The 15,074-nt window shown below is 50.1% G+C and carries 7 protein-coding genes; 6 read left to right on the forward strand and 1 reads right to left on the reverse strand.

The window, feature by feature from the left end; translation table 11 throughout:
- Positions 1 to 86: 86 nt before the first annotated feature.
- A complete protein-coding gene (locus NSS82_RS08050) occupies positions 87 to 6,785 on the forward strand; it encodes an S-layer homology domain-containing protein (RefSeq protein WP_081386782.1) in 6,699 nt (2,232 codons plus the stop codon).
- A 160-nt stretch (positions 6,786 to 6,945) separates the two neighbouring features.
- On the opposite strand, the gene NSS82_RS08055 is transcribed toward NSS82_RS08050, so the two are convergent.
- Complete coding sequence (locus NSS82_RS08055) at positions 6,946 to 7,815, reverse strand: helix-turn-helix domain-containing protein (protein WP_141118462.1); 870 nt, start codon at positions 7,813 to 7,815, stop codon at positions 6,946 to 6,948.
- A 153-nt stretch (positions 7,816 to 7,968) separates the two neighbouring features.
- On the opposite strand from NSS82_RS08055, the gene NSS82_RS08060 reads away from it, so the two are divergent.
- The 5 genes from NSS82_RS08060 (at position 7,969) to sigK (ending at position 14,983) form a co-directional block, all read left to right on the forward strand.
- Positions 7,969 to 9,111 (forward strand): DUF2264 domain-containing protein, encoded by a 1,143-nt coding sequence (locus NSS82_RS08060; RefSeq protein WP_076273973.1) that lies wholly within the window; start codon positions 7,969 to 7,971, stop codon positions 9,109 to 9,111.
- Positions 9,112 to 9,184: 73 nt separating this feature from the next.
- On the forward strand, positions 9,185 to 10,996 hold the full coding sequence (locus tag NSS82_RS08065) for a heparinase II/III family protein (RefSeq protein ID WP_076273972.1): 1,812 nt from the start codon (positions 9,185 to 9,187) through the stop codon (positions 10,994 to 10,996).
- A 72-nt stretch (positions 10,997 to 11,068) separates the two neighbouring features.
- The gene (locus NSS82_RS08070) at positions 11,069 to 12,205 is read left to right on the forward strand and encodes a glycoside hydrolase family 88 protein (RefSeq protein WP_076273971.1); all 1,137 of its coding nucleotides are present in this window, start codon (positions 11,069 to 11,071) and stop codon (positions 12,203 to 12,205) included.
- Positions 12,206 to 12,215: 10 nt separating this feature from the next.
- On the forward strand, positions 12,216 to 14,075 hold the full coding sequence (locus tag NSS82_RS08075; RefSeq protein WP_038569286.1) for a DUF2264 domain-containing protein: 1,860 nt from the start codon (positions 12,216 to 12,218) through the stop codon (positions 14,073 to 14,075).
- Positions 14,076 to 14,281: 206 nt separating this feature from the next.
- Positions 14,282 to 14,983 (forward strand): RNA polymerase sporulation sigma factor SigK, encoded by a 702-nt coding sequence (sigK, locus tag NSS82_RS08080; RefSeq protein ID WP_036675850.1) that lies wholly within the window; start codon positions 14,282 to 14,284, stop codon positions 14,981 to 14,983.
- Positions 14,984 to 15,074: the final 91 nt, after the last annotated feature.

Below are 15,074 nucleotides of genomic sequence, written 5' to 3' on the forward strand. Positions count from 1 at the left end.
GTCTGTATAAATCTAGTGATTATTCGTTTAACAACGAAATGAATACGCTTTCTTTTATTGATTTACAATCAAAGGAGGAGAAGAGAATGAACAGAAGGCACTTTCGTAAAAGGTTTTTCTCAATAACGATGACTACTGCGCTCGTAGTTGGGATGTTTCCGGCATTCACTCTGTCTGCAGCCTCTGCTGCTACCGTAAATTCTATCTACGCTGCCGCCCATATGGGGGCGACAACAATTGCAGATACTACTCTGCCATCCAGCATTGATATCGGAGGCCAGAGCACAGCAGTGAACTGGAATATTGGTGCAGATACCTTTGCCGTGCCATACGATGCCGTGACCGTCAGCGGTACAGCGAACGGGGGGCCGGTCGTTGCCAGTGTGGAAGTTATTCCGCCCGCAAGTAATCCGTTGGTTTACTTTGTGGATAGCGGCAGAGGGGGCGATTCCGTAGGCAACGGGCCTACTTCCTCGCCGCTGTACGAAGCGATTCGCACGCTGAGCGGCAGCGATTTGCTCAACCAGTCCCCCGACCAGAAGTATACCAGCGGTACGGCGGACTGGGGATTTGATGATTCCGTAAACAAGGTTAAGAATTCCAAAGACGGGGGACTTACCGATCCAGCTACTGATCCGTCCCTATGGACTGTCGGACTTCGTGCCGACCCTGCCAGCAATCATATCGTGTATAAATTAAAAGCGCTTGAAGCTGGAACCTATACGCTCAGCAGCGGTTTCCATGATTGGTATGGCAGCCGCTCCCGTGTAATACGTCCTCAGATCGAGTATAAGGATGCTAGCGGGGCAACCAAGAACATCTTGTTTGACCAGTTCAACACTAATGTGACTAAGCTAATTTCAGGCGAATTCACCATTCCTGGAGACATTGACGTTAGTAGTCCAATGACGTTGACTTACGCCTATGTTGCTGACGAAAAACCTATTTTGAGCTGGTTCGCCGTTGCCAAGGGCGGAATCAAGAAACAGATCGAAGAAGCTACACAGAGCGCAGCTTCTATGGTCAAGCTTCTGCTTGACGGCAACGATATCCAAGCTGACAATGTCAACGGCCTTACGTTCAAGGGATTTGGCGTACTAAGCGCTAACAGCACCAGTGCGCTTTTGCTGGATTATAAGTCAGAGCATCCAGAGGCTTATGCAGAAATGCTTCAGATCTTATTTGGTGGAGAACATCCGCTCATGACGCATGTGAAAATCGAGATGGGCAATGACCGCAATAACTCCACCGGACCTGACCCGGCGACTATGCGTACGGCCGATGAAGAGGCAAATGTTACCCGGCATCCCGGCTTCCAGCTTGCCGCAGATGCCAAGGCAGTGAACCCTGATCTTAAGGTGAGCATCCTGAGATGGAGTGCTCCGGCCTGGGCGAATAACAACGACAAAATCTATACCTGGTACAAAAAAACCATTCTGGCCGCTTATCGTGAATACGGTTATATGGCCGATTACGTTAATCCTTATATCAACGAGCACGCTCCAGATTTGGCGTGGACCAAACAGTACGCTGAGAGAGTCAAGACTGACAGCGAAGGCTTCAACAGCACCGAAGAGCGGGAACTGTACAACCGGATCAAGTCTGTGATTTCCGATGAAGTCGGGATTGGTAGCTTCGGTGCCAGTATGGTGAGTGATCCTTCTCTGCGGGAAGCTGTACCGATTGCTGGATACCACTACAACACGGACGACGACAGCGCAGGCAATTTCAAAAAACTCGCAGAACAATATGATATTGAGGTCTGGAACAGTGAGGCGCAGTCTACCTTCAGTAATTCCTCTTTCCGTCCTAACAACAATATGAAAGATCCTACAGTGGCAGGAACCGGCATTGGTGGTGTCGGCAGTCCGCTGGAGATGAGTAACACGATTATTAAAGGATTCGTTAACTCCCGCCGGACGCACTTTATTTACCAGCCAGCCATTGGCTCCTTCTATGAAGGCGGACAATATTCCTTCAAGGAATTGGTCAGCATGCGCGATCCGTGGTCAGGCTGGATTCATTATGATGCGGGTCTTGTTACTCTGCAGCATTACAGCTGGTTTGCGAATGTAGGCTGGGAGAACGAGGATAATACTGCTGGGATCTGGCGAGCGGTTCCTCAAGCCAGCTCCACAGGTGCGACAGGCACCAATCCGGTCAGCGGCCGCAACGGTTCCCCTAGCTATATAACCCTTGCAGCACCTGATAAAAAAGATTTCTCGACGGTTATCGTGAACGACAGCGAGTATTCCAAAATCTACAAGCTGCAGACAGTCAATATGGCTTATACGGGTAATCCATCCATGGAAGTATGGGAAACCCGTGCTGCTGATGCAGGAGAAGCGTTCAACAGCAATTATATGCAGTATCTCGGTGATATCACTGCTGATGGCAGCGGGGTGTATACCGTTAAGGTTAAACCGTATTCGACCGTGACCGTGTCTACTTTGAAGAACAAGGACAAAGAAGAATATAATACACCGCTGCCTGTAGAAGGCGAGCGTACCGTACTGGATACCGATACTACAGGAGCGGGACACAGTACTGGGGACAACATTCTGTATGCTGATGATTTTGACTATTCTAAGCAAACTGTCGTGAAGATTGGTGCAGGCGGCCAATATGAGGGTACCCAGAGCTATATTGAATCCCGCGGAGGTTCCCAAAGCGTTACCCCGCGTTATACCCATGACCGCAATGGGGCATTTGAGTCCTATCTTCCGGACGGGTCTGACAATTATGTCCTGCGGCAGCAGCTGGACACGGGAACCATGGGGCTTGGCGGCACATGGAACAGCGGAGATCCAGTAACGGCCATCGGCGACAACCGGTGGATGAACTACAAGGCCAGTGTTGATGTTTCGTTCGAAACAAACAATACTCAGGGCGGAGCCAATTATGCTGCGATAGGTGCCCGTTATCAAGGAGGTGGCAGTTCCCACTCCATAACCGGTACACCGTATGTGCTGAAATTCTGGTTCGACGGCGGCTGGCAGCTGCTGGTCAACAATAGCGCAGTTGCGAGCGGAAATGCCGCGAACGGTTCCGGCGGCGTGAAGATCGACGGATTCGATACCGCATATGACGCATGGCATAATATTGCCGTTCAGGTTGCGGGCGATAAAGTGACCGCCTATCTGGATGGGGTGAAGCTGGCTTCCTATACCGATCCTACTCCTGAATTGTCCGGCCGGGTAGATCTGGCCAGCGGCTACTATCACGTCCGCTTCGATAATTTGAAGGTGGAGAAGGTTGAGGGCTACACGCCGTATTATTCAGAGCTTCTAGACAATCTTGAAATGTATGACCTGGCTGCTGCTCCGAACCCTAAATTGATATATACCGGGTCGTGGAGCCATATAAACGGAGCGGGCATGTACATTTACCAGCGTTCTCTTTCTACCAGCCAGGCTGTAGACGCTGCAATGGAATACACGTTTGAAGGTACCGGACTGGATATTCTAGGAGCGAATAACGGATCGGCGAAGCTTGAGGTAACGGTGGACGGAAAAGTTATTACTCTATCGGCTGATACATTAGCTTCCAAGGAGCTGTACCAGACGTACACACTCCGCGGGCTTAAATATGGCCAGCACCATGTGCAAATAAAGGTGGTAAGCGGCACCTTGGTTGTCGATGCGGTGGCGGTTGTTTCCGGGGAAGTAACCGGTACTGTAGATACTGCTGCTCTTCAGGCGGCGGTAACAGCCGCGAAAGAAATGAACAAACAGGATGAATATTCGGACAGAGACTGGCAGCTCTTCGTAGATGCACAGAGCGCTGCACAGGAAGCGCTGGATAATCCTATTTTATACAAATTGGATCAGGAAGGAGTTACTCAGCTTGAAGCACGCCTGATCTCCGCCCAGAACCAGTTGACTACGGGAGATATACGGGAGCTTGTCGCTCCTCAGGATTTGGCTACTTATGCCGGAAAACTGCCGAATCTTCCAGACAAGGTGGAAGCCACTCGGGCAGACGGATCCAAATTGCTGGTATCAGTAAAGTGGAATGTAAATGCGGCCAGCTTCAATAATCCGTATGAACGGGTAGCTGTAACCGGCACTTATGGAAATCTGAAAACGACTTGTTATGTGGAAGTGGTGCCGGAGGGGCTCTTATACTTCCTCGATGCTGGTGTATCGGTGGACGGTATCACGCCGCCGTATACATTAATCAAGGATTTTGTAGGTGACAGCTTGCTTAATAACAAGGCGGATCAGCCTTCGACAGGCAATGGGGTATGGGGGCATACCAGTACTAAGTACCTCCTCAAGGGGCTTGGTGGTGCTGTAGTTCCTTCTGATAAAAGTCAGACAGGTGTTTATGGTTCGGATACAAAAAATAATCCACTTGTATACCTGCTCCCTTTGAACGCAGGCAAATATACGATTACGTCATTCCATCGGGACTGGTGGAACAACACCAACCGCACGATGGATATTACGCTCAGCTATATTGACGCTGAAGGGAAAGAAGTGACCAAACCGGTCCGAACCGGCCTCGTCGCAGGTCCTAATGGCGCTATGATTAACTATGACTTCACGCTTCCGTTGAGCGGTACTGTGAAATACTCAATAAAAAATACGTATTCAGGCAATCAGGCTGCATTGGTCAGCTATGTGGCTGTAGCTAGAGATAAAGCCAGTGTTGCTAATGAGCAGGCTGTAAATGAGGCTAAGAGTATCATAGAAGGTGCGGTATACAGCGTGCAGAAGGAAGCGGCAAACAGCGAAGAAGCTGTCCAGACTTGGCTGCTGCAGACGATACGCGCTCTGCCCGGTCTCAATGATACTGGAGTTGCGATCGGTGAGATTACCTTGTCTTCCTTCCAAGAAGCAACCGATGAGACTAACGGCAGCTTCAGCTTTACGGTATCACTGAGTAAGGGAGAGGCTACAGCGGACAGTTCAGCGAGCGGAACAATCAAGCTGCCGGAGCCGGATACTGTTCAGCCTTTGATTACTCTGTTAGGTGATGCGACAGTGAATTTGCACATCGGTTCTGAATATACAGATGCAGGAGCGACTGCTTATGATGACAAGGATGGTGATATTACAGACCGTATAACTACAACAGTTAGCAGTGAAGTATACGGCTTGACTGCTCTCGATACGGCGAAAGCTGATATTTATACCTTCCATTATAATGTCAGCGATACTGCAGGCAATGCGGCTGCGGAAGTGACAAGAAAAGTAGTCGTTGCACTTGATCCGGATGTAATGAAGCCGGTGATTACACTGCTTGGTGAACCATCCATTCAACTGGAAAATGGCGCAAGCTATACGGATGCCGGAGCCACAGCGGTAGATGACCGTGACGGCGACATTACGGAGCACATTGTAGCAACGATTACGAAGAATGAGGAGAATGTGCTGGCACTGGACACTAAGGCGGCAGGCATCTACACCTATCATTATAATGTGAGTGATGCGGCGGGCAACGCGGCTATCGAAGTGACTAGAACCGTGACAGTGGGCGAAGCAGAGCAACCTCCGGTAGTGACACCAACACCAACACCAACACCAACACCAACACCAACACCAACACCAACGCCGGAACCGGAGCCAACAACAGCACCAACATCTCCGCCGGCGCCAACGGAAGCACCAGTGTGGACGGCAGCACCAACGCCAGCAGTCACCCCGTCCCCGGCGCCAACACCGCTGCCGCAGGCCGAAAAGGTTCTTGATCGAAAGGATTTCACGGCACCGGTTGGAGGAGTAATAACGGTTCAGCTTACTGAAGCTACAGAATCCATACTGCTTCCAGCAGGACTATCAGGAATCATCGGAGAGAACACTCTACGTCTGGCTTGGAGTAAGGTTGCTATCGATCTGACCCCAGAAGTGCTGAAGAGCATTCAAGAAAAAGCTATTGGAGGTCAAACGGAGGGGGCGCGAATTAAGCTCTCAGCAGTGAAGGTATCCAGAGATGCTGTGGAACAGTTAATCAATAATCGGGCTGCTAATGGTTCCGTACATTTATCTGCGGCAAGTGATGTGATCAACTTCAGCTTGGAGGTTGTTGCTGCGAACGGCACTGCTGTAACGGTAACTGCTTTTGATAAACCGTTGACACTTACGTTCAACGTAGATCCGGATGCCAATATAAGCTTGCTAGGCAGCTACTATATTTCTGCAAATGGTGCGCTTGATTTCATGGGCGGAACGTTGACTAATGGTAAGTGGACTGCTGAAATACGGCATTTCAGCCAGTATGCGGTCCTGGAATACGATAAGCTGTTCACGGATGTCAGCAGTGACAGCTGGGCCACTAATGTGATTAAGACCATGGCCGCGAAGCATATTATCGAAGGCATTTCCAGTACGGAATTTAATCCGCAAGGGGATGTAACTAGGGCACAATTCGCTGCTATGATTGCACGCGCGCTTGGGCTTAAGGCAGGAAGCCATGCAACATTTGGTGATGTGGATTCCAAGGCCTGGTATGCCGAAGCCGTTGCAGCTGTTAGCGGAGCTGGCATCGTGCTCGGACGAAGTGCAGATTCGTTCGCACCGGATCAGAGCATTACCCGCGAGGAAATGGCTGTGATGATCGTTCGTGCTTATGAATATTTGCAGGGAAGCGGGACCAATGAACCTGCTGTAGGATCGTTCAGTGATTATTCCCGGATTCATGACTGGGCGAAGAGCGCAGCAAATATCGCCGAACAGGCGGGACTGATCAAGGGACGCGGCAATAAGCAATTCGCGCCACAAGAGACGATGACCCGTGCCGAAGGTGCGCAAGTTATCTCCAATCTGCTGGGATATTTGTAAGTAGCATTTCAAAGAACCTGGCAGGCTGCATTAAGCGGGCTGCCAGGTTCTTTATAGATTTGGAGAGGCAGGGAGTGCTTAGGAAAACAGCGGCCGGAAGTCCAACTATTCACCGCAGTTGCGAGTGCATCTTTTTTTGAAAAATCCTTGAATTTGAGTTTTATAGCTCAGCTCTTTTACCATATTTCCCAGGTGGAATGCCCGTGATGTTCTTGAAGGTACGGATGAAATTGGCATAATCGTTAAAGCCGGACAGATAGCAGGTATCGGATACGGAGTTCCCGGCGGACAAGAGCTGCTTGGATAACGCTATTTTTTTGAGCAAGACGTAACGGTAGATGGTTCCGCCTGTCTGCTGTTTGAACAGATGGCTGAGATAATATTTATCGACGTTCAGTTCTCCAGCGATTTGCTCCAGTGACAGATTTAGATGCAAGTGGTTGTCGATATAGCTCATGGCTGATTGAATATGTGAGGAAATAATGCTGGGCACGGTGGATCGGGTACGGCTGTACAGCTCATTGATGAGGACGAGGATCTGAACCAGGTAGGTCAGAGCCAGAACTTCGCTCCCGTACTGCTGATTCTCTAATGTCTCAATCAGGCGGGAAGCAAGGGTTGTATACTCTGCAATCAGCGGTTCATCCATTTGCGCGAGATTATGTTCTCCGGGCTGGCGGTTCTGGAAACAAGCGAGCAGATTTGTAGATGCGGTACAGAAGGGATAGACAAGTGGAGCTTTGAAATGGATTGTCAACCGTTCATAAGGCTCTGGAGATAAATTGATGATTTTATGAATCTCGTGATTGTTGAACAACAGAACATTGCCCCGCTGCAGGGGATAGCTGAACTGATCTACAAAACCGTTCACCTTGCCGCCCAAGAACAGGAAAATCTCATAGTGATCATGGATGTGAAAATCCCTGGTAGGTGAGATGGGCGAGTTTCCGATACCTGCCAGAATATCTCCATCGAACGGCTCATAATACTGGGCATGCTTCATTGGAATTGCCCCTTTCAGATTGATCACAATATACGCAACAAAACATCATTATTCGCAAAGACATTGCAATAATACAACACTAAACTATAGTAGAAGATTACGCAATATAACAAGATTCAGGCGGTAGGCAAGAGAAATAGCTGTAGCTGATTAGACGCAATTGGAAGGGTGGAATTGTGCATGAATGGGAAGGAACAGCGTAAATACTGGCTGGATACAATGCTGCTGATCGGGGGGCCTGTGCTGAATGCTTTGGCTGAGCGGAAATTAAAGGAACAGCTGCCTACAGAGTTTCATAGGGATCGGAGCCAGTTTGCCCATTTGGAGGCTTTTGCGAGATTGGCTTGCGGAATGGCCCCTTGGCTTGAACTAGAGGGACTTGAGGGTGCGGAAGAACAGCTTAGAGCACGTTATGCAGGGCTAATGCTGGAAGCCATTGATGCCGCTGTTGATCCGAATTCACCTGATTATATGGAATTCAAGACCGAAGGCCAACCGCTGGTTGATGCGGCATTCCTGGCACACGCGCTGGTGCGTGCGCCAAAGCAGCTTGCCGGCAAGCTGAGTGCGCGGGTCAAAGGGAACTTAATAACAGCGTTGAAGCAGACACGCCGGACAGCACCAAGCGGAAGCAACTGGCTGCTGTTCAGTGCAATGGTGGAAGCCGCTTTGTATATACTCGGCGATCCTGAATATGACCGGATGCGCGTTGGTTATGCGGTCCATATGTTCATGGATTGGTATAAGGGCGACGGAGTTTACGGGGATGGCAAGGACTTTCACTGGGATTATTACAACAGCTTTGTTATTCAGCCGATGCTGGTGGATGTGGTAGCACTTTTTGAACAGGAGTCGGAGCAATATTCCGCATTGAAACCGCTGATTCTGGAACGGGCACAGCGATACGCTACTGTTCTCGAACGGATCATTGCACCGGATGGAACCTATCCCTTTATCGGGCGTTCGATCGTTTACCGTTTTGGGGCGTTTCAACTGCTGTCGCAGGCGGCGCTGCAGCATTTTTTGGAGGAAGCATTGCCCCCTGCACAGGTACGCTGCGCTTTGACAGCTGTGATTACGCGAATTATGGAATATCCGGATACGCTGGATGAGTCCGGATGGCTACGTCCGGGGGTATACGGTTATCAGCCGGAGCTTGCGGAGAGCTATATCAATACAGGCAGTCTTTATTTATGCGCCTCCGTATTCCTCCCGCTGGGGCTGCTCCCTTCTGATCCTTTCTGGTCAGGGGAAGAGATGAAATGGACTACATTAAAAATTACAGCCGGTGAGGATGTTATGAGAGATCATGCCTTGGAATAAAAAGTATTCAGCCATATTAGTGAAGAATAAGATGCTTCGCGGATCTGACTGATCTATAAGGAGGAAAAAAGGCATGAATAAACAGATGCTTTTGGAAATAGTGCATAAAATGAAGCCAGTCGATCTGAGCTTGTATTATCCAAAGGGGGAGGCGGCTGCTTTTTGGAAACAGGCGTTATCATCGGGAGTACTACAGGCAGATAGCAGCGAGATCCGCGCGGAGGCGGTAAGGCTGGACGGGCAGTCTATACCTGAATTGTCGTATACGTTATTTTCCATTTATTCGCGTACGGGTTCGAGGCTGGAATATGAGCGGGTCTATTTTGAACGGAGAAGAAGGCTGAATACTTATGTTTTTCTGGCTTTGCTGGAGCCGGATCATCCGGAAGTACTGGAGAAGCTGGAGGACATCCTCTGGGCTATATGCGATGAGTACACCTGGTGTCTTCCGGCCCATCTCCCAGCGGATCATAATGCAGCTGATATCAACCGGTATATTGATCTGTTTTCTTCCGAGACCGGATTTACTTTAAGTGAAGTTTTACTTTTGCTCGGGGAACGACTTTCGCAGCTTCTGAGATCCCGAATCCACCATGAAGTAGAGCGGAGACTGTTTCGTCCATTTCTAGAAAATGGCCCTTATGATTGGGAGACAGCGCGGCATAATTGGGCAGCGGTCTGTGCGGGATCAATCGGGGCTGCTGCCTTGCTGTCTGTGGAGGACCCGGCCATGCTTGTGGATATTCTGCTGAGGACAGAGCGCGCCATGTTGCATTACCTGGAAGGGTTCGGTGAGGACGGTGCCTGTCTGGAAGGCCTTGGGTACTGGAATTATGGGTTTGGTTATTTCACTTATTATAGCGATCTGCTCTGTTCCAGAAGCGCAGGCAGACTGGACTGGTTCAAGCAAAAGAAGGTAGCGCAAATCGCGCGCTTCCAACAAAAATTTTTCATTGACGGAAGTCATGTAGCCAATTTCTCTGATTCAGTGCCTCAGGTGCTAGTACATATGGGATTGTCCCATTATCTGGCGGAAGTCTGTACGGATGTCGAACGCCCCCCATCCGCTTTGCGTGCTCCTTACACAGAAGATCATTGCAGCCGCTTTGCACCGGCATTCCGCAATCTGATCTGGACCAGGGCAGGCAAGGAGGACGAAGCTTGGCGAGCCGCCAGCTATTTTCTCCCTGATGCCGCTTGGCTTGTCTCGCGTCATGTGTCGGAGGCGGGTTCATTCGGATTCGCCACTAAGGGCGGGCACAATGCTGAACCGCATAACCATAATGATCTGGGACATTTCATTCTGAGCGGCCGGGGAGAAATCTATGCATCCGATCTTGGGAGCGGAGAGTATACTGCTGATTATTTTGGGGCTGGCCGTTACCAGTATGACTGCAATGGATCGCAGGGTCATTCGCTGCCGATCATTGATGACCAGTATCAGCTGGCCGGTCGGGAGTTCAGCTCCACAGTGCTGCATGCATCGGCGGCGGAGGAGAGTGATGAGCTGACACTGGATCTGACACAGGCTTATCAGGTAACAGGACTACAGTCCTTAATCCGTTCGTTCGTCTGGTATAAAGAGGAACGTCCTCGGCTGGAGCTGACAGATACTTACCGGTATGCGGGAATTCCGGCGAGCTGGACGGAGCGGTTTGTCACCTGGCGTGAGCCTAAGCTCCTTCATCCGGGTACCTTGCTGCTGCCGGGGACTACGGCTCGCGGCGTTGAAGTGACATACGATTCGCTGAAAGTTGAGCCGGAGATTACTGTGCATGTGTACCGGGATCATTTTGGCATGGAGAAGCTCTGGTATAGTCTGGACTTCCATGTGCTTCAGCTTGGCGCGGAGGGCAAACTGCTATTCACTTTTCAATTTCTATAAAAGATGGGCATGAGCTTATAAAAAGTCCTCTATCAGAGGGTAGAGGCTAATTCGAATAAAGGCGGGATTTAGATGAGTAGATTAGTAGAGCAAGCTTGGGTAGACGAGGCTTGGGGCAAAGCCTTGGAGAAGACTAGAACGAACAGCCGGAGAATCGGTGCAGAATTCCCCCATGCCAGTCAAGGCGGTAAATACGTGCTTGAAGCACCAAACTGGTGGACGGCCGGCTTTTGGCCGGGAATGCTCTGGCAGCTCTATGCTGAGAGTGGTGATGAGGATTTGAAAGCGGTTGCTGAGCGGTGTGAGGAACGGCTTGACGAGGTGCTGGATGGTTATGTGAAGCTGGACCATGACCTAGGCTTTATGTGGCTGTTGACCAGTGTTGCGAACTACAAGCTCACGGGCAGAGAGGCATCACGAGTCCGGGCGTTGAAGGCAGCTAACTATCTGGCGGCCCGCTTCAATCTGAAAGGAAGCTACATCCGGGCCTGGAATCCATGGAGTGAAGGCGAGGATAACAGTGGGGTAGCCATTATCGATTGCTGCATGAATACCAGCCTGCTTTTTTGGGCCTCCGAAGTAACAGGGGATCCACGTTATCGACATATCGCTGAGGCGCATATGGATACGGTGCTGGAGCACTTCATCCGGCCGGATGGTTCGGTTTATCACATCGTCAACTTCAACCCGGAATCGGGCGAAGTGGTTGAGAAGCTTGGCGGGCAAGGTTATGCGCCTGAGTCGGCTTGGTCGCGCGGGGCGGCCTGGGCACTCTACGGACTGTCATTGGCCTATCATCATACGGGCAAGCAGAGTTATCTCAATACAGCCAAGCAGGTTGCGCATTTTTTCTTGACCCGTCTGCCCGAAGATCATGTTCCACATTGGGATTTTCGTGCTCCCGGTGAAGTTGGGGAGATTCGGGATAGCTCTGCTGGTGCCTGTGCAGCGAGTGGCTTGCTGTTGTTAGCTAGCCAAGTAGATGACTCGGAGGCGCATGTATATCAGAACGGGGCTATAAGAATTACAGAATCCCTTTATAGGAATTATGGAACTTGGGACAATGCAGAAGAAGAAGGATTGCTGCTTCATGGTACGAGTAACTATCCTGAGAATCGGAATATAGATGTTCCGCTTATCTATGGTGATTTCTTCTATGTCGAAGCGCTAGCCCGGCTAAAAGAAGCCGGACCGTTCTACTGGGAATAGGGGGCACATAATGCAGACTGAGAAGACATTTACGACTATTGCTAAAAATCCGCTAAAGACCCGGGAGGATCTGATCTCTGCTCTTGAACAGCTTACAGATCCGCTTCGGCCGCTCTACAGCAGAGGCGGTGCACGGCTGGCAATCGGCGGAACAGGAGCGAGCTATCCGGCTGCAACTGCAGAAATGGAAGGTTTCTCCCGGGTATTGTGGGGCTTAGTGCCCCTGCTCATGGGAGGCGGTGAAAGCGGGCTTTGGGATACTGTGCTGGATGGCATACGCCACGGCACGGATCCTGCCCATGAAGAATACTGGGGTGTAGTTCAAGATTATGACCAGCGTCTGGTAGAGATGGCGGTCTTCGGTTTCGCCTTAGCCGCCATTCCTGAACAGATCTGGTCACCACTTACCCAGAAGGAACAGGAGCAATTGTACAGTTGGCTGAATCAGATTAATTCCCATCCTTGCTATGACTGCAACTGGCTGTTCTTCAACGTGCTGGTTAATGTCGGATTCCGCAGAGTCGGCTGTCCCTACGACGCGGAGCAGCTGGAGAACAATCTGAAGCGAATGGATGATTTTTATCTGGGTGATGGCTGGTACAGTGATGGAATTAACGGGCATAGCGATTATTATGTTCCTTTTGCCATCCATTACTATGCGCTACTGTACGCGAAGCTGATGGAACAGGAGGACCCGGAACGTTCACAGGTGTTCAAAGAACGGGCCCGGCTTTTTGCCACCGAATTCTTGGGCTGGTTCGCTCCGGACGGATCTGCCCTTCCTTATGGAAGGAGCTTAAGCTACCGTTTTGCCCAGTCTGCTTTCTGGGGTGCCCTCGTCTATGCAGGCGTTGAAGTATTCCCTGTAGGTGTGGTCAAAGGATTAGTACTGCGCAATTTGCGCTGGTGGTTCAGCCAGCCGATCTTTGATGCCGGAGGCGTTCTGACGATTGGTTATACCTACCCCAACTTGGTCATGGCGGAGAATTATAATGCTCCCGGTTCCCCCTATTGGGCGTTAAAGACATTCCTGCCATTGGCTCTCAGCGCGGAGCATCCATTCTGGAAGGAAGAAGAACTGCCGCTGCCGGATATTCCTGCAGTTATAGTCCAGAAGCCTGCGCATCTTGTCATTGTCCGCGAACCTGCTTCCGGCCATGTGGCTGCCTTCAACAGCGGTCATCTATATACGAATGAACATACCCACACGTCTGCCAAGTATGAGAAATTTGTATACTCAACAGGCTTCGGATTCAGTGTGCCCCGCTCCGAATGGGGATTGTCTCAAGGGGCATTTGATTCCATGCTCGCTCTGAGTGAGAGCGGGGACAACTTGTATCGGGTCAGACGGCGGAATATGGAGACAACAATTGTGGACAATGTGCTGCACTCCGTCTGGAAGCCATGGACTAATGTGGAGGTTCGGACCTGGATCGTTGCTGGGCTGCCCTGGCATATTCGGATACACCGGATCGAGACCGGACGACCGTTGGACGCCGCAGAGGGCGGCTTCGCGCTTGGTCAGGAAGCGGGGGTGGAACAGCAGATCGGCCTTACAACCGCCGCAGTATCTACAGCATGGGGAACAAGCGGAGTCAAGGGTTTGATCGGCTATGAAAAGGCGGAGCTAATTTGGCCTAATGCCAACACAAACCTGCTTCATCCCCGGACTGTTTTGCCTACACTGACGACTTTCCTTGAACCTGGAATCCACTGGCTGGCTTCGGCTGTATACGGTGATCGGTCCGGAGATTCTTGCGGCGGTATTATAGAACAATCACCTGAGTCTATTTTGAAGGTTACTTTTGATAAGGACATCATAAAGGTTTTTACGTCTAGTGAAGCGGAAGTTATTATCAAAAGAGAGTGAGAATTACCGCTAACAACATCGTGTTAAAAGACAAGTGAATGAGTAGAGTATGACTGATTTCTCGTATAAAAAATAAATTTCTGTGGTTGTACAATTTCCCCCGTACAGGCACTTCTAGGCGCACGCCCACATACAATAAGGATGACCATGAACCCGTAAGGCAAACAGATCGGTTTCATTGTACAAGTGCGGGAGGTGTCGCCAAGTTGCCTGGATTCTTAAGCACGATTGCGTTGCTGATCAAAGAACTGACGCTGCTGGTATCATACGTAAGGAATAATGCATTTCCACAACCGCTCTCGGAGCAGGAGGAAAGCCGATACTTAGGGATGATGGCTGAGGGAGATGCCAAGGCCCGCAATTTGTTGATTGAGCATAATTTGCGGCTCGTTGCCCATATAGTGAAGAAATTCGATAACACTGGGGAGGACATGGAGGATCTGATCTCCATCGGCACCATCGGCCTGATTAAAGCCATCGAGAGCTATCGCCCGAACAAAGGGACGAAACTGGCTACATTTGCGGCTCGTTGTATTGAAAATGAAATCCTAATGCACCTTAGATCCTTGAAGAAAACGCGTAAAGACGTATCCCTGCATGATCCAATTGGGACGGACAAAGAAGGTAATGAAATTACACTTATCGATATCCTTGGCTCCGAAGCTGATGATGTCATTAAAGAAGTAGATCTGAAGATCGAAAAGAGTAAGATTTATCGTAATCTTGATATACTGGATGACCGGGAAAAAGAAGTTGTCGTGGGGCGGTTTGGATTGGATACAGGTGGAGAAGAGCGGACCCAGCGGGAAATTGCCAAGGAACTGGGGATCTCGCGGAGTTATGTGTCGAGGATTGAGAAAAGGGCGCTCATGAAGTTGTATCATGAGTTTTATAAGGCGAAGCGCTAGGATTTTAGATAATAACTAAAGATTCACTATAGATTTTATTAAAAGCGACTTGCCAACAAGGGAGTTGCTTTTTTGTTCTGTTATGTGGTTC

The sequence above is a fragment of the Paenibacillus sp. FSL H7-0735 genome (assembly GCF_038008505.1).
In the GTDB taxonomy this organism is placed as follows: domain Bacteria; phylum Bacillota; class Bacilli; order Paenibacillales; family Paenibacillaceae; genus Paenibacillus_AQ; species Paenibacillus_AQ odorifer.